We start from the raw sequence: 16334 nt of genomic DNA, 5'->3' as shown, positions 1-16334 counted from the left end.
GATGAGAAATAAAAAAGCTGAAAGACTGGTGTTAACAGGACTTATTTTACATATCATTCAGTGGATATTTATATTATGGGCTTTTCTCAAGATCAAACACTTATTGAGTGACTATTCCATCTATAATCCTCATGTGATCAGCGGATCGATGCAGTCCTTATCGTTTATAAAAATGATGCGCGCTATGATGTACTCAGGGGCAATCGTGAATTATGTGTTGTTTTTTGCGCTTGTATGGCTTATTTATTGTGTAGTGCTTCATGCCATCTTGATTGTTCTGGAAATGGCTGCTTACGTCATGATCAGGCGGAATCCTGCCTCTTCATGGGCATTCTTTTTGACGGCGGCGGGTGTGAAGCTTGCTATCTTGAATATCACCAGCATTCCTTTTTTAGCGGCCGGCTTCCTGCTGATGAAACAGGAAAAAGCAGAAAACGGCGGCGTGGAGACAAAAAGAAAGCGGAAACCGCGTACGCGTACCCGAAGACAAGGCCGGCGTCTAAACAGAATCCGGAGAAAATCATCTCTTCCGGTTGAATATCAAAAAGAAAAAACGATATGATGGGACTATAGCCTGAAAACGACACGAAGGAGATGCAGGATGTACAAACTAATTGCAATTGATATGGATGGAACACTTTTAAATGATCATCATGACGTAACAGAGGAGGTCCGCAACGCACTTCACGCGGCTAAAGCGGAAGGCGTCAAAATTGTGCTTTGCACCGGACGGCCGATCGGGGGTGTGCGGAGATATTTAGATGAACTGAATTTAATTGAAGAAGGCGACTATGTCATCGCGTATAATGGAGCGCTTGTTCAAAACACCCATACAAACGAAGTGGTCACGGAGCTGTCTCTCGGTTATGATGATTTGACTTCATTATATGACCTGAGCTTAGAGCTGAAGACACCGATGCATTTCTTTGACTCATCTAATTTGTATACGCCTAACCGGGATATTAGCGAATTTACCGTATACGAATCCTATGTGACACAAGTGCCGCTTCATTTCCGCAAGATTGACGAGGTGCCAAAAGATATCCTCATCCCGAAAGTGATGTTTATTGATAAACCGGAGAACTTAAGCCACGTCATTACATCGATTCCAAAAGACGTGAGAGAAAAATATACAATGGTCAGAAGCGCGCCTTTCTTTTATGAAATTCTGCATCCGGAAGCCAGTAAAGGAAATGCCGTTCGCCAGTTGGCACAGCTGCTTGGAATTGAACAGGCGGAAGTCATGTGCATAGGGGACAACGGGAACGACCTGACAATGATTGAATGGGCGGGCTGCGGCGTTGCCATGGCAAACGCCATCCCAGAAGTATTGGAAGCGGCAAACTTTCAAACACGCTCCAACAATGAACATGGCGTGGCGCATGCGATTCACGAGCTTGTTTTGGCGAAATAATGATATCCAGCCTTTTAGAAGGCTGGGTTTTTTTATTATGGCGGTTTTATTGTGCCTGTCGGGTCTGTAAACATCATCAGCCCTTTTGCGGAATGAACGCTAAGATTTCTTTTCCTGCTGCCTCTTTAGAACGTCAGCGATTGGTCATGAACCTGCATAATTTCTGATTGGCTCTGCTGCTGCAGAGGCCTGTAGAAATAAAAAGGAAGAAATCCCTATATACATCAGCATCGTATCTTTTTTTCTCATGAACGAATCTTCTTGTTCATTCTTTGTTTTGGGATGGATTCCTCGTTTTGATGTAATGTTAATCTTTTGACGAATCTATTTGCCTTTCGTTATGCTGATAAAACAAGTTGTTCACAAAATGTATGATATTAGCCTGAATTGAAAGGGGACTGAATCAGATGTGCACAAGTCTTACATTGGAAACTGCTGACCGGAATCATTTATTAGCGAGAACAATGGATTTTGCATTTCAGTTGGGGACAGAGGTTATTCTCTATCCGCGCCGTTACAATTGGATGAGTGAAGCTGACGGAAAGGCCCATCAGACACAGTACGCGTTTATCGGTATGGGGAGAAAACTTGGAAATATTTTATTTGCAGACGGCATTAATGAAAACGGTTTATCGTGTGCTGCGCTTTATTTTCCGGGCTATGCGGAGTACGAAAAAACGATACAGGAAGCCACTGTTCACATTGCCCCGCATGAGTTTGTGACATGGGCGCTGTCATCCTGTAAGTCTTTGGAAGACGTGAAAGAAAAGATGCGATCTTTAACGATTGTAGAGAAAAAATTAGATCTATTGGATACAGTTTTACCGCTTCACTGGATATTGTCAGACCGGACGGGACGCAGCCTGACGATAGAACCGAGAGCAGAGGGCCTAAAAGTCTATGACAATCAACCAGGTGTCATGACGAATAGCCCCGACTTTATATGGCATGTAACCAATCTGCAGCAATATACAGGAATAAGACCGAAACAATTAGAGAGCAAAGAGATGGGCGGATTAGCACTTTCCGCTTTTGGCCAAGGCTTAGGAACTATAGGCTTGCCGGGGGATTATACACCGCCTTCCCGGTTTGTCAGAGCTGTTTATTTGAAAGAACACCTAGAGCCGGCGGCCGATGAAACGAAAGGTGTAACAGCCGCTTTTCAGCTTTTGGCAAACATGACGGTACCCAAGGGCGCGGTGATAACGGAAAAAGACGAAATCCATTATACGCAATATACTTCCGTGATGTGCAACGACACGGGAAACTACTATTTTCACCTCTATGACAATCGGCAAATCCAAAAAGTAAATTTATTTCATGAAGACCTTGACCGTTTGGAGCCTAAAGTGTTTTCCGCTAAAGCAGAAGAGAGCATTCATGAGCTTAATTAATTCACATCAATAAGCTGATTCCGGTTTGAATCCGGAGTCAGCTTATTTTTTTATACGATAGTTACGGCGTATGAATGGATAGGCGGTTTGCCAAAAGCGATTAAAAGCGGAAATTTTTGAATAAAAACAGAGTCTCTGCTTCATCAGACTCAGTTTTTTTTACCGAGGATAGAGGTTGCACTAGTTGAATGAATCAATGCCGTTCCATCATGGTCACGCAAAGGTCTTTTCAGCTTGAATAGAAGAATTTAATCTCAACTCATTGACAAACTCGCAATACAAATGTACATTTTGATTTATTCATATTAAACAACTAGGAATATAGGGGTTTATTTTTCGGATTTTTCAGCCTAAAACATGATAAAAGGAGTAACGTCATGACAAGCAAAAAGAAACAAATCAAATTAGGGGTTTTTCTTGCGGGTACAGGACATCATGTGGCGTCTTGGCGGCATCCGGACGCGCCTGCGGATGCAAGCATGAATTTGGATTATTTTAAAGAGCTTGCGAGAACAGCGGAGCGGGGCAAGCTGGATATGCTGTTTTTAGCAGACAGCCTGTCAATCGACAGCAAGTCTCATCCAAATGTGTTAACAAGGTTTGAGCCATTTACTTTGCTCTCAGCTTTGGCGCAGGTGACATCAAGAATCGGCCTGACAGCAACAGCTTCCACAACATACAGCGAGCCGTTTCACATTGCCAGACAGTTTGCGTCATTGGATCATCTGTCTAACGGCCGTGCCGGATGGAATGTGGTCACTTCATCTATTGAATCAACAGCGCTGAATTTCAGCGGTGAACAGCACCTTGAACACCATTTGCGCTATCAGCGGGCAGAGGAATTTGTTGAGGTTGTAAAGGGGCTTTGGGATTCTTGGGAAGAGGACGCCTTTGTCCGCAATAAAGAAACAGGTGAATTCTTTGAGAAGGAAAAAATGCACGAGCTGAACCACAAAGGAGACTATTTTTCGGTTCGCGGGCCTCTGAACGTTTCAAGAACGCCGCAGGGCCAGCCGGTTATTATTCAGGCGGGCTCATCAGGGGACGGGAAAGCGCTGGCTGCCAAAACGGCTGAAGTGATTTTCACAGCGCAAAACCATTTGGAATCGGCACAGGAATTTTATCAATCGATTAAAGAGCAGGCTGCGGAATTCGGACGTGATCCAGAAAAAATTGCAATCATGCCGGGTATTTTCCCGATCATTGCTGATACCGAAGAAGCAGCACAAGCCAAATACAAGGAGCTTCAAGATCTGATCATTCCATCCGTCGGTCTGCACATTCTCCAAAATTATCTAGGCGGAATTGATTTGTCAGCATATCCGCTTGACGGGCCGCTGCCGAAGCTTGACGCGGATGCATCCAACGCGGTAAAGAGCCGATTCAAGCTTGTTCAAGAAATGGCTGAACGAGACAATATGACGATACGCGAGCTTTACAAATATGTTGCAGGCTCCAGAGGCCATCATATCTTCGTCGGTACGCCGGAGCAGCTCGCTGACAAGATACAGGAATGGGTGGATAAGAAAGCGTGTGACGGGTTTAACATCATGCCTCCGCTTCTTCCGGAAGGAATTGAAGTGTTTGTTGATCAAGTGGTTCCGATTTTACAGAAGCGCGGCGTGTTCAGAAAAGAATATGAAGGCACAACATTGAGAGAGCATTTTGGTTTGGAAAAGCCGGTAAACCGTTATGCAAAGTAAGGAGGAACGCTCTATGAAGGCACAATATCGCCTTGCAGTTGAACGTGATGCTGAACAGCTTCTCGAGCTGACATGGCGCGCCTATGAACCGATTCGAAAGCTCGGCATTCGTTTTGCCGCGGCCCAAGCGGATCTAGATCTGGTCTTAAACAATATCCGAAAAAACGCCTGTTACGTCATGGAAGAAGACGGGCGGATCATTGCGACCATCTCCTTAAGGATGCCGTGGGGACAGCAGCCGGGACCTTATGGCGTTCCGCATATCTGGTGGTTCGCCGTGGACCCTGACACCGGTCAAAAAGGAATCGGAACAAAACTGCTTCAATGGCTTGAGGAATCAATCCTCCGCGATACGTTAAAGGTTCCGTTTGTCTCACTCGGAACAGCGGATAAGCATCCGTGGCTGATTGAGATGTACGAACGAAAAGGCTATGTCCGCGCAGGTGAACAAGACCTTGGCAAAGGGCATATGACAGTCTATATGAAAAAACAATTGCGAAATGACCTATAAAAGAGAAAAGGCGGGGAAATCAAAATGAAAAAGAAAAAGTGGACTGTGCTGTTCGTTGCCGCATTATTAGCGGTGCTCTCAGCTTGCGGCAATGGAAACAGCAGCAGTAAAGAGGATGACAACGTACTTCATGTCGGTGCAACCGGGCAGAGCTACCCGTTTGCTTATAAAGAAAACGGAAAACTGACAGGGTTTGATGTGGAAGTAATGGAAGCGGTCGCTAAGAAAATTGACATGAAACTGGACTGGAAGCTGCTTGAATTCAGCGGGCTGATGGGGGAGCTTCAAACAGGAAAGCTTGACACCATTTCCAACCAGGTAGCGGTGACAGATGAACGCAAGGAAATGTATCACTTTACTGAACCATACGCTTATGCGGGAACACAGATTGTCGTCAAAAAAGACAATCATGACATCAAATCAGTTGATGATTTAAAAGGGAAGACGGTCGCTGCCGTTCTCGGTTCAAATCATGCAAAAAACCTTGAAAGCAAAGATCCTGATAAAAAAATCAATATCAAAACATACGAAACACAAGAAGGCACGCTGAAGGATGTCGCTTACGGCCGCGTAGACGCTTATGTCAACAGCCGAACCGTGCTGATCGCGCAAATGAAGAAAACCGGCTTGCCGTTAAAGCTTGCAGGAGATCCGATTGTTTACGAACAAGTTGCATTCCCATTTGCCAAGGACGACGCACACGATAAGCTCCGCAAAAAAGTTAATAAAGCGCTTGATGAATTACGTAAAGACGGAACACTGAAAAAGCTCTCCGAAAAATATTTTAATGAAGATATCACAGTAGAACAGAAGCATTAAGAAACGGCGGTGAATCACCAGAATGAACACAATTGATTGGGAATTCATGATATCAGCGTTCCCGACTTTAATTCAGGCTCTTCCGATCACCTTGTTTATGGCCATAGCGGCTATGGTTTTTGCCATTATCGGAGGACTTATTCTCGCACTTATCACAAAGAACAAAATTCCAGTGCTTCATCAGCTGTCAAAGCTGTATATATCCTTTTTCAGAGGCGTGCCGACACTTGTGCAGCTGTTCTTAATCTACTACGGGCTGCCGCAGCTGTTTCCGGAGATGAGCAAAATGACAGCTCTCACAGCTGCCATCATCGGGCTAAGCTTAAAAAACGCCGCTTATTTGGCAGAAATTTTCCGTGCCGCCCTCAATTCTGTTGATGACGGGCAGCTTGAGGCGTGCCTGTCTGTCGGCATGACAAAACTTCAGGCATACAGACGGATTATTCTGCCGCAAGCGATCCGAAATGCGATTCCGGCAACGGGCAATACATTTATCGGACTACTCAAAGAAACTTCACTGGCCTTTACATTAGGGGTCATGGAGATGTTCGCCCAAGGGAAGATGTACGCATCAGGAAACCTCAAATATTTTGAGACGTACTTGGCGGTTGCGATTGTCTATTGGGTTCTTACCATTATCTACAGCATTTTGCAGGACATGTTTGAACGCGCCATGAGCAAGCCATACCGGACTTAGAGGTGAAATCAGTTGATAACAGTAAAAAATATTCGCAAAGCGTTTAAAGATCTCGTCGTGCTCGACGGAATCGATCTAGAAGTGAAACGCGGAGAAGTAGTGGCGATCATCGGTCCGTCCGGTTCCGGAAAATCAACGCTTCTCCGGTGCTTGAATCTATTAGAGCGTCCGGATCAAGGCCTCATTGAAATCGGAGAAGCCAAGCTGAACGCGGAAAGGTTTACACGCAAGGAGGCGCACCGGCTTCGCCAGCAAACGGCCATGGTCTTTCAAAACTACAATCTGTTTAAAAATAAAACCGCTCTGCAAAACATTACAGAGGCTTTAATCGTGGCTCAACACAAATCACGTGATGAAGCAAAACGCATTGGAATGGATATTCTGAAACAAGTCGGTCTAGAGCATAAAGCTGACAGCTATCCGATCACAATGTCCGGCGGCCAGCAGCAGCGAATCGGCATCGCGCGGGCACTTGCGGTCAATCCGCATGCGATTTTGCTGGATGAACCAACCTCAGCGCTTGACCCTGAGCTCGTCGCAGGGGTGCTTCAGGTCATCAAGTCCATTGCGGAAAAACAAACAACGATGATCATTGTTACGCACGAAATGGCATTTGCAAAAGAGGTCGCTGATAAAGTGATTTTTATGGCAGACGGCCATATTATCGAGCAGGGAACGCCAGAAGAACTGTTTGACCATCCGAAAAACGAACGGACGAAAAGATTTATCAAGCAGGTGGGAGAGCCTGCAGAGCTTATATAAGAAAGGGAGAAGAACAATGGCCGACAAAACGTTTCATACCCGTTTAATCAATATGCGGCGTGATCTTCATGAACATCCTGAACTGTCATTTCAAGAGGTTGAAACGACGAAAAAAATCCGCCGCTGGCTTGAAGAAGAACATATTGAGATTCTCGACGTTCCTCTATTGGAGACAGGCGTGATTGCGGAAATCAAAGGACACGAAGACGGACCCGTGATAGCGATACGAGCGGACATTGATGCGCTCCCGATCCAAGAACAGACGAATCTGCCGTTTGCATCTAAGGTTGACGGCACGATGCATGCGTGCGGACACGATTTTCATACAGCTTCCATTATCGGCACGGCCATTTTGCTGAATCAAAGAAGAGCCGAGCTTAAAGGTACTGTCCGCTTTATCTTTCAGCCAGCGGAAGAAATTGCCGCAGGAGCAAGAAAGGTAATAGAAGCTGGCGTACTTGATGGCGTTTCCGCGATTTTCGGCATGCACAATAAGCCGGATCTGCCTGTCGGGACCATAGGTGTAAAAGAAGGTCCGCTCATGGCAAGTGTTGACCGATTTGAGATCGTCGTCAAAGGGAAAGGCGGGCACGCCGGCATCCCGAATAACAGTATTGATCCAATCGCTGCAGCCGGACAAATCGTCAGCGGCCTGCAATCTGTGGTAAGCCGCAACATCAGCTCATTGCAAAACGCGGTCGTCAGTATTACAAAAGTACAGGCGGGCACGTCGTGGAACGTGATTCCAGATCAGGCTGAAATGGAGGGGACGGTTCGAACCTTTCAAAAAGAAGCGAGACAGGCTGTTCCGGAACATATGAAACGAGTAGCTGAAGGAATTGCCGCGGGCTATGGGGCACAAGCAGAATTCAAGTGGTTTCCTTATTTGCCTTCCGTTCAGAATGACGGCACATTTTTGAACGCAGCATCCGAAGCTGCGGTACGGCTTGGCTTTCAAACCGTTCACGCTGAGCAGTCTCCGGGCGGAGAAGACTTCGCTTTGTATCAAGAGAAGATCCCGGGATTTTTTGTGTGGATGGGAACGAACGGGACAGAGGAGTGGCATCATCCGGCCTTTACATTGGATGAAGAAGCTCTGACTGTTGCCTCTCAATACTTTGCAGAGCTGGCGGTTATTGTACTGGAGACCATCAAATGAGCAGACAAGGGCTGACAGCTGGTCTTGCAGAGGCTGTAAGAACGTCACAGCCTGAACATTCAATTGCTGCGATGCGTGAAGCAAAAAAAGGGTTACTCGATTTTACAGCCGCTTCATTCGCAGGAAGAGAAGATAAAGGAATTCAAAAGCTCCTCCGCCTGATAGAGGGTGAAGGAGGCACGCCCCTTGTTCCTATTATTGGGCAAGGAAAAAAAGCCGCGCCATTACAATCCGCGATGCTCAATGGATTTATCGCCCATGCATTGGATTTTGATGATGTCCACTCCGATGTAAGAGGACATCCCAGTGCTGTCATCGTGCCGGCTCTTATGGCTTCTGCCGCTCGCGGACATGACGAGCGGCTTCTTGGCGCTTATATTGTTGGTGTTGAAGTGATGGCAAGGCTGGGAGAATCGATTGGCAGCCGCCACTATGAAAAGGGCTGGCATAATACAGGAACGCTTGGCACGATCGCTGCTGCCTGCGCCGCAGGTTACGCGGAGGAACTGACTCAAGAAGAGATGGAAAAAGCGATTGGTTTTGCGGCTACGCAATCTGCCGGGATGAGGGTGCAATTCGGAACAGAAATGAAGCCGCTGCACGCCGGTCTGGCGGCTCAGGCTGGCTTATTTGCCGTTAAAATGGCCCAATCAGAATTCGGCGGGTCCCATACGGCACTTGATGGAGATACGGGTTTCTTCGGTCTATACGGCGATTTAGAAAAAGCGCAAAACACTTTGCTAAACCATTGGGGCGCACCATGGAGAATCGTGAAGCCGGGCCTATGGTTTAAAATCTATCCATTTTGCTCCGCGGCTCACCATGCGGCAGATGCGATACGAAAGCTTGTCTCTGAAGAAGCCATTTCTGCCGCCAATACCGAGCGGATTGAAGTGATTTTTCCGCCAGGCGGAGATGCTGCATTGACGGAAAGATCACCGAAGACTGGAGAGGAAGGCCGTTTCAGCGTTGAATATGTGATTGCCCTTGCTTTGCACGGACATGAGCTGACCGTTGAACATTTCAACAGCCAGCCGATCCCAAGCGTCATTCAAACGACAATCAGGCATATTCAGCGAGTATATGACAATGCTATTCAGCCGGCTCCTCATGCCGTTCCAAAAGGCCGTTTCACGATTGTCCGGGCCTATTTATCAGACGGCCGGATTTGCGAAGCACGTGTGGACTGTCCAAAAGGAGCTCCAGGAAATGAACTGTCTGAAGAAGACATAAAAGAAAAACTGACATTAACGGTTCCGCATGAAAAAGCGCGGCACATCATAACAGCAGTTGTGAAAGCCGATATAAAAGAATTTTTAGCGCATATTGGATAAGATTCAGCTCTATTAACCGATTTCAGATGATATGATAAAACCAATCATACGTTTGAAAAAGGAGAAACCATGACGGTGAATGACGCGGTTGTATTCATTTTGGCTGCCTTTTTACTATTGGGAGCGGCGGATTATTGTTTAGGAAACAGATGGGGGCTAGGCGAGCGGTTTGCCGATGGCTTCAAGGCCATGGGGCCGCTGGCGCTGTCCATGATCGGAATTGTGTCGCTGGCACCCGTGCTGGCAGCTACCCTGATTCCCATCGTCTCTCCGGTTTATACAGCGATTGGCGCCGATCCCTCATCCTTTGCGAATACCATCTTGGCCATTGATATGGGAGGATATGCGCTCGCTGGAGAAATGGCGAAAGATCCACAGGCCGGACTGTTTTCATGGGTGTTTTTAGGAACGATGATGGGACCGGCTATTGTCTTCACGATTCCCGTCGCTCTAAGCATCATCGAAAAAGAGGATCACCCGTACTTTGCAAAAGGCATTTTAATCGGGCTGTGTACAGTGCCGATCGGGTGCTTAACCGGCGGATTATGCGCAGGCCTTAACATCATCATGATAGGTCAAAACCTCCTGATTCCAAGTCTTTTGTCTGCTGTGATCGCTTTTGGATTATGGCGGTATACCGATTCCATCATTCGGTTATTTCATCTCTTCGGGAAGGCTGTCAGTATGGTTGCGATTATCGGGCTTGCAGCTGTCTCCGTTGAAACGATGACTGGCATTGTGCTGATTCCAGGGATGGAAAACGTCGAAACAGGGATACAAACGACAGGGACCATCGCCATTGCGTTGGCAGGGGCGTTTCCGATGACGGCCTTTATCGCAAGAGTCTTTAAAAAGCCCCTTCAGGCAATGGGGAGGTGCTTTCATTTAGATCAGACAGCAACAGCAGGTTTGGTGACTTCTTTGGCTCATCATATTCCAATGCTGGCTTCATTAAAAGATATGACGCCGAGAGGAAAGGTCATCAATGTCGCGTTTGCGGTTAGCGCAGCCTTTGTGCTTGGCAGCCATCTCGGTTTTGTGGCCGGAATGAAAAAAGAAATGGCGGTTGCTATGATGATTGGAAAATTAGCGGGTGGAATCACTGCTGCCGCAGCGGCTGCCTGGACGACCCCCGCCTATACGGCCAAAAAGCAAAGACACAATTCTCTTGAAGGATAGTCTGTTTCAACTCTCCTCATACGGGAAATGATACAGTAACATTTCCGGAAAGAGGGTTGGGCACATGGATGCGAAGGACCAGTGCATCTCTAAAATAAAACAGGAAACCAAGCCTTGGATACAGCGGTTCGGAAGGCTTGGTTATTTTACATTCGGCGGTGTTTTTATCTTGCTCGGCATTCTGGCATTGATGACGGCTGCCGGGGCTGGAAGCGGGGCAAAGGATTCAAGCGGAGCGCTCCAAACATTATCACGCATGCCATACGGATCGATTCTGCTTTTCTTCATAGGGGTCGGCCTCATCGGGTATGTCATATGGATGGTGCTGAGTGCGATTAAGGATACAGAGGGCCATGGCACGGGAAGACGGGGCCTGTCGCGAAGAACGGGAAATTTATTCAGCGCCGCCGTATACGCATCGATTGCATGGAATGCCCTTCGGTTTGTCTTTGATCAAGGGAGCGGCAGCACTTCAGAACAGACGTGGTCCGCTTATGTATTGGCGCAGCCGTTCGGCCGATGGCTCACAGGGTTTACGGGTGCGGGTTTTATTGTATTTGCGATCGTTCAATTTGTGAAGGGTGTACGGGCTGCTTTTATGAAAGAATTCGATACGTCAAAAATGAATAAACAAATGATATGCATCGCGAAAAACACCGGGCGCGCAGGCAATATCGCCCGGGCCATTATTTTCTCGGCTATCGGCTATTTCCTCATCAAGACAGCCATGACCGCTGATCCTGACGACACAAGAGGCTTTGACGGTGCGCTTGCTGAACTCGCGCGGCAGCCGCATGGAAAAATGATTCTATCTATTTTGGCGTTCGGGCTGATCCTATATGGACTGTACGCTATTATGAAAGGGATTTATCAGCATATGACATGGGAGAAGTAAGCTCTGGACAGGTCCTGCGCCCAGAGCGTTTTTCAGTTTCTCAGAAATCAGGTGGATGAAAGCTGGGGCCAGCCTGTATAATAAAAACAAATCGAAAGCAGTTTTATCATGAACTGATCCAAAGGGAGGTGCGGAATGGATCGGGAAAAACAACAATTAAGCATAGAAGCGGCAAGGCTTTACTATCAGTCTGACTACAGTCAGCAGCAAATTGCTGAGCAGCTCAACATTTCAAGGCCGACCGTTTCCCGGCTACTGCAATATGCAAAAGCAAAAGGGTTTGTCCAGATTCGCGTCATGGATCCTTTTGAGGATCTGGATGCGCTCGGTTCCATGCTTGAAGAGAAATACGGGCTTCTCGAGGCGCATGTTGTATTTTCCCCGACACCTGATTATGCAGGAATTACACATGACCTAAGCCGCTATGGTGCAGAATATATGTATGAAACGGTGAAAGACGGCGACATTGTCGGTGTCAGCTGGGGAACCACCATGTACCAAATTGCGCAAAACATGCAGCCAAAGCAGGTAAAAGGCGTCGAGGTCGTCCAGCTGAAAGGCGGCATCAGCCATTCCCGGGTAAACACGTATTCCGCTGAAACGATTCAGCTGTTTGCAGAGGCATTTCAAACGATGCCGCGCTATCTCCCGCTTCCCGTCGTGTTTGATAATGCGGATGTGAAGAAAATGGTGGAGAAAGACCGTCATATTGAGCGGATCATCGAGATGGGCAAGCAGGCGAATATCGCTCTCTTCACGGTGGGAACAGTCCGTGACGAAGCGCTGTTGTTCCGGCTCGGATATTTTAACGAAGAAGAGAAAGCCCTGTTGAAAAAACAGGCCGTCGGGGATATCTGTTCACGCTTTTTTGATGCGAAAGGGAATATTTGCAGCAGCGCCATCAATGATCGAACCATCGGTGTTGAGCTTGAAGACCTTAGGTTGAAAGAACGCTCAATTTTAGTGGCCGGCGGGAGCAGAAAAGTGTCTTCCATACACGGCGCATTAACCGGAAAATATGCCAATGTTTTAATTATTGACCAGCATACTGCAAGGGCGCTTGTTAATGATTTGTGACACGTGCAAACCGTTCGTTGAACAAAATTTCAATTACCAATTTACATATGTTCAAAAGTCGGTTATGCTAAAAAATATCTTAACAAAAAAGGAAGTGTGCGAAGGATGTCATTAGCTAACATAATTGATCATACAGCTTTGAAACCGCATACACAAAAAGCGGAGATTCTAACATTAATTCAAGAAGCGAAAACATACAAATTTGCTTCAGTATGTGTCAATCCGACATGGGTTGAGCTTGCTGCAAAAGAGCTTGAGGGAACTGGAGTTGACGTCTGTACGGTCATCGGCTTCCCGCTCGGTGCCAACACAACTGAAACAAAAGCGTTCGAAACAAAAGATGCGATTTCAAAAGGCGCCACAGAAGTGGACATGGTCATTAACATTGCCGCGTTGAAAGACAAAGAAGACGATGTGGTTGAAGCGGATATCCGCGGTGTAGTGGAAGCTGCAGCCGGAAAAGCGCTTGTCAAAGTCATTATCGAAACATGCCTTCTGACTGATGAAGAAAAAGAACGCGCGTGCCGTTTAGCGGTTTCTGCGGGAGCTGATTTCGTGAAAACATCAACAGGATTCTCTACAGGCGGCGCAACGAAGGAAGATATCGCCTTAATGCGCAAAACAGTAGGCCCTGAAATCGGCGTGAAAGCATCCGGCGGCGTCAGAACGAAAGAAGATGTAGACACAATGGTCGAGGCGGGAGCGAGCCGAATCGGTGCAAGCGCAGGCGTTTCCATTGTAAAAGGCGAAAACACATCAGGCGGAGACAACTATTAAGAAGCTGACGGGAAGCACATTGCTTTCCGTTACTCATCTTTCTTTTCTGGGGAAGCAGTTATTGTAAGCGAATACAAATAAAGGAGAAACACATATGAAGTATTTGATTGGGATCATCGGTTTGATCGTGTTTTTAGGCCTTGCATGGATCGCAAGCAGCGGGAAAAAAAGAATTAAGATCCGCCCAATTGTTGTTATGCTCATTTTGCAATTTATTCTCGGCTACATTCTCCTCAATACCGGGGTAGGGAATTTCCTCGTAGGAGGTTTTGCAAAAGGATTCGGTTACCTGCTTGAATACGCGGCAGAAGGAATCAACTTTGTGTTTGGCGGCTTGGTGAATGCGGATCAAACGACTTTCTTTATGAACGTTCTCTTGCCAATCGTGTTTATTTCCGCCTTGATCGGGATTCTGCAAAAATGGAAGATTCTCCCGTTTATTATTAAATATATCGGCCTTGCCCTCAGCAAGGTAAACGGTATGGGAAGACTAGAATCGTATAACGCAGTCGCTTCAGCCATTTTAGGTCAGTCAGAAGTATTTATCTCCTTGAAGAAAGAACTAGGTCTTTTAAATCAGCAGCGCTTGTACACGCTTTGCGCTTCTGCGATGTCAACCGTATCAATGTCAATCGTCGGCGCGTATATGACGATGCTGAAACCGGAATATGTCGTAACGGCACTGGTCTTGAACTTATTTGGCGGTTTCATCATCGCTTCAATTATTAATCCTTATGATGTAAAAAAAGAAGAGGATATGCTCCGTGTCGAAGAAGAAGAAAAACAATCCTTCTTCGAAGTGCTCGGTGAATACATCCTTGACGGCTTCAAAGTAGCAGTTGTCGTCGCTGCGATGCTGATCGGATTTGTTGCGATTATTGCTTTAGTTAACGGCATTTTTAATGCAGTATTCGGTATTTCCTTCCAAGGCATTCTTGGATATGTGTTTGCTCCATTCGCTTTTCTTGTGGGTATCCCATGGAATGAGGCTGTTAATGCGGGAAGCATTATGGCAACAAAAATGGTATCAAATGAATTTGTCGCCATGACGTCGCTAACGCAAAACGGCTTCCATTTCAGCGGCCGTACAACAGCGATCGTATCGGTATTCCTTGTGTCATTTGCGAACTTCTCCTCAATCGGCATCATTGCCGGTGCGGTAAAAGGACTGAATGAAAAGCAAGGAAATGTTGTCGCTCGTTTCGGCCTGAAATTATTATACGGCGCTACGCTTGTCAGCTTTTTATCAGCAGCAATTGTGGGCTTGATTTACTGAACTTAATCGAAAAGGATCGGTGACCAAACATGAGAATGGTAGATATCATCATCAAAAAACAAAACGGAAAAGAACTCACCACTGAAGAAATTCAATTTTTCGTGAAAGGCTATACGGACGGAAGCATTCCTGATTATCAAGCAAGCGCGCTTGCCATGGCGATTTTCTTCCAAGATATGAGTGACCGTGAACGCGCGGACTTGACGATGGCGATGGTGAACTCCGGTGAAACGATTGATCTTTCTGCCATTGAAGGGATTAAAGTGGATAAACACTCCACCGGCGGCGTCGGCGACACGACAACGCTCGTTCTCGCCCCGCTTGTTGCGGCTCTTGATGTGCCGGTTGCCAAAATGTCCGGCCGCGGCCTCGGCCATACGGGCGGTACGATTGATAAATTAGAGGCAATCGACGGCTTTCACGTGGAACTGTCAAAGGACGAATTTATTAAGCTTGTGAACCGCGACAAGGTCGCCGTCATCGGCCAAAGCGGCAATTTAACGCCAGCTGATAAAAAACTGTACGCGCTTCGTGATGTAACGGGAACGGTCAATTCCATTCCGCTGATCGCAAGCTCGATTATGAGCAAAAAAATCGCTGCCGGGGCGGACGCCATCGTGCTCGACGTAAAAACGGGAGCAGGCGCTTTCATGAAAACGGAAGAAGACGCGGCTGAACTCGCCAAAGCGATGGTTCGTATCGGAAATAACGTCGGCCGCCAAACAATGGCTGTCATTTCTGACATGTCCCAGCCGCTCGGCTTTGCGATCGGAAATGCCCTTGAAGTTAAAGAAGCGATCGACACGCTCAAAGGCGAGGGCCCTGAGGATCTTCATGAGCTTGTCTTAACGCTCGGAAGCCAAATGGTTGTGCTTGCGAAAAAAGCTGATACATTGGACGAAGCGAGAACGAAGCTGGAAGAAGTCATGAAAAACGGCAAAGCGCTTGAAAAATTCAAGGACTTCCTCAAAAACCAAGGCGGCGACAGCTCGATTGTTGACGATCCATCTAAGCTTCCGCAAGCTGCATATCAAATTGATGTGCCTGCCAAAGAAGCCGGTGTTGTCTCCGAAATTGTCGCGGACGAAATCGGCGTTGCAGCGATGCTGTTAGGTGCCGGACGCGCCACAAAAGAAGACGAAATCGATTTAGCTGTCGGCATCATGCTCCGCAAAAAGGTCGGCGACAAGGTAGAAAAAGGCGAGCCTCTTGTTACGCTTTACGCCAACCGCGAAAACGTCGATGAAGTCGTCGTAAAAGTCTATGACAACATCCGTATCGCAGCGGAAACGAAGGCGCCGAAGCTGATTCATACGTTAATTACGGAATAAAAATAA

Annotated in this window: 16 protein-coding genes and 1 pseudogene; all 17 read left to right on the top strand. The window is 46.9% G+C overall.

Translation table 11 applies throughout. The features are described 5' to 3' along the window. Position 1 precedes the first annotated feature (1 nt). The 17 genes and pseudogenes from Q5C82_RS03085 (at position 2) to Q5C82_RS03005 (ending at position 16328) form a co-directional block, all read left to right on the top strand. Positions 2–562, top strand: a complete 561-nt coding sequence (locus tag Q5C82_RS03085; RefSeq protein ID WP_003218993.1) for a hypothetical protein — start codon at positions 2–4, stop codon at positions 560–562. 39 nt (positions 563–601) lie between these two features. Beyond that, on the top strand, positions 602–1414 hold the full coding sequence (gene yidA / locus Q5C82_RS03080) for a sugar-phosphatase (RefSeq protein WP_003218991.1): 813 nt from the start codon (positions 602–604) through the stop codon (positions 1412–1414). 407 nt (positions 1415–1821) lie between these two features. Further along, positions 1822–2808 (top strand): linear amide C-N hydrolase, encoded by a 987-nt coding sequence (locus Q5C82_RS03075; RefSeq protein ID WP_003218987.1) that lies wholly within the window; start codon positions 1822–1824, stop codon positions 2806–2808. Continuing rightward, positions 2735–2904 (top strand): annotated as a pseudogene (locus Q5C82_RS03070) (hypothetical protein); the annotation flags it as partial. The gene Q5C82_RS03075 and the pseudogene Q5C82_RS03070, both read left to right, overlap by 74 nt. A 281-nt stretch (positions 2905–3185) precedes the next feature. Next, entirely contained in the window at positions 3186–4511 is a 1326-nt protein-coding gene (locus Q5C82_RS03065; RefSeq protein WP_003218984.1) for an LLM class flavin-dependent oxidoreductase, read from the top strand. 13 nt (positions 4512–4524) lie between these two features. Further along, positions 4525–5022 carry a GNAT family N-acetyltransferase gene (locus Q5C82_RS03060; RefSeq protein WP_003218983.1) on the top strand — a complete coding sequence of 166 codons (498 nt, stop codon included), beginning with the start codon at positions 4525–4527 and terminating at the stop codon, positions 5020–5022. Positions 5023–5046: 24 nt separating this feature from the next. Continuing rightward, positions 5047–5841 (top strand): amino acid ABC transporter substrate-binding protein, encoded by a 795-nt coding sequence (locus tag Q5C82_RS03055; protein WP_003218982.1) that lies wholly within the window; start codon positions 5047–5049, stop codon positions 5839–5841. Positions 5842–5863: 22 nt separating this feature from the next. Then, positions 5864–6538: an amino acid ABC transporter permease gene (locus Q5C82_RS03050; protein ID WP_003218980.1), complete on the top strand. Its 675-nt coding sequence runs from the start codon at positions 5864–5866 to the stop codon at positions 6536–6538. 12 nt (positions 6539–6550) lie between these two features. Further along, positions 6551–7300 carry an amino acid ABC transporter ATP-binding protein gene (locus tag Q5C82_RS03045; RefSeq protein WP_003218977.1) on the top strand — a complete coding sequence of 250 codons (750 nt, stop codon included), beginning with the start codon at positions 6551–6553 and terminating at the stop codon, positions 7298–7300. A 16-nt stretch (positions 7301–7316) separates the two neighbouring features. Further along, complete coding sequence (gene sndB / locus Q5C82_RS03040) at positions 7317–8459, top strand: N-acetyl-sulfur-metabolite deacetylase SndB (RefSeq protein WP_003218975.1); 1143 nt, start codon at positions 7317–7319, stop codon at positions 8457–8459. Beyond that, positions 8456–9793 (top strand): MmgE/PrpD family protein, encoded by a 1338-nt coding sequence (locus tag Q5C82_RS03035; protein ID WP_003218974.1) that lies wholly within the window; start codon positions 8456–8458, stop codon positions 9791–9793. The genes sndB and Q5C82_RS03035 overlap by 4 nt, the downstream gene beginning before the upstream one ends. A 69-nt stretch (positions 9794–9862) precedes the next feature. Then, positions 9863–10972, top strand: coding sequence for an ethanolamine utilization protein EutH (gene eutH, locus Q5C82_RS03030; RefSeq protein ID WP_003218972.1), 1110 nt, complete (start codon positions 9863–9865; stop codon positions 10970–10972). Positions 10973–11036: 64 nt separating this feature from the next. Beyond that, on the top strand, positions 11037–11867 hold the full coding sequence (locus tag Q5C82_RS03025) for a DUF1206 domain-containing protein (protein ID WP_003218970.1): 831 nt from the start codon (positions 11037–11039) through the stop codon (positions 11865–11867). Between the two features lie 135 nt (positions 11868–12002). Next, a complete protein-coding gene (gene deoR / locus Q5C82_RS03020) occupies positions 12003–12944 on the top strand; it encodes a DNA-binding transcriptional repressor DeoR (RefSeq protein WP_003218968.1) in 942 nt (313 codons plus the stop codon). 105 nt (positions 12945–13049) lie between these two features. Next, complete coding sequence (deoC, locus tag Q5C82_RS03015; RefSeq protein WP_003218966.1) at positions 13050–13721, top strand: deoxyribose-phosphate aldolase; 672 nt, start codon at positions 13050–13052, stop codon at positions 13719–13721. A 94-nt stretch (positions 13722–13815) separates the two neighbouring features. Next, positions 13816–14997, top strand: coding sequence for a nucleoside permease NupC (gene nupC / locus Q5C82_RS03010; protein WP_003218965.1), 1182 nt, complete (start codon positions 13816–13818; stop codon positions 14995–14997). Positions 14998–15026: 29 nt separating this feature from the next. Continuing rightward, entirely contained in the window at positions 15027–16328 is a 1302-nt protein-coding gene (locus tag Q5C82_RS03005; protein WP_003218963.1) for a pyrimidine-nucleoside phosphorylase, read from the top strand. Positions 16329–16334: the final 6 nt, after the last annotated feature.

The sequence above is a fragment of the uncultured Bacillus sp. genome (genome assembly GCF_958411575.1).
GTDB lineage: Bacteria > Bacillota > Bacilli > Bacillales > Bacillaceae > Bacillus > Bacillus spizizenii.
This window is presented reverse-complemented; position numbering and strand designations above follow the sequence as displayed.